We start from the raw sequence: 501 nt of genomic DNA, 5'->3' as shown, positions 1-501 counted from the left end.
GATTGATTACCGCTACACGGTGCCCGCCCTGTTCGTTCAGGCCGAGCAGGCGTTGCGCGATGACCTTACGCTTTCGGGCAGTGCGCGCTGGGATCAGCATAGCGCCTATGGCGGGCACTTCAGCCCCCGCGTATCACTGTTGTTCCGCCCTGATGCGTGGACTCTGCGCGCCTCGATCGGCAGAGGCTTCTACGCGCCTACCCCCTTTGTCGAGCAGATCGAGGCCGCTGGCCTGTCACGGCTGGAGCCGCTGAGTGGCCTTCGTGCAGAGATCGCTACCACCGGGTCCATCGATGCAGGCTACGTGCATGGTGCGTGGGAGCTGAACCTCAGCGTGTTCGCATCCGACATCGACCATGCGGTGCGCCTGGTGGAGTCTGTAACCGCCCCGGGTGAACGTGTGCAGCTGATCAATGTGGCGGGTGTCACCCGCACCCGTGGGAGTGAACTGCTGTTGCGCTACCGCTGGCAGGACGTCACGGTGACCGGCAGCTATGTCTA

1 protein-coding gene is annotated in these 501 nt (G+C 63.7%); it reads left to right on the top strand.

The window, feature by feature from the left end:
• Positions 1 to 501 (top strand): TonB-dependent receptor plug domain-containing protein (locus ACZ6S8_RS39710; RefSeq protein WP_469463297.1); only part of this gene is annotated, 501 nt, incomplete at both ends.

It is taken from the genome of Streptomyces sp. NPDC048461, assembly GCF_055587105.1.
The sequence above is the reverse complement of the archived record's forward strand: the minus strand, read 5'-3'. Positions and strand labels throughout refer to the sequence as shown.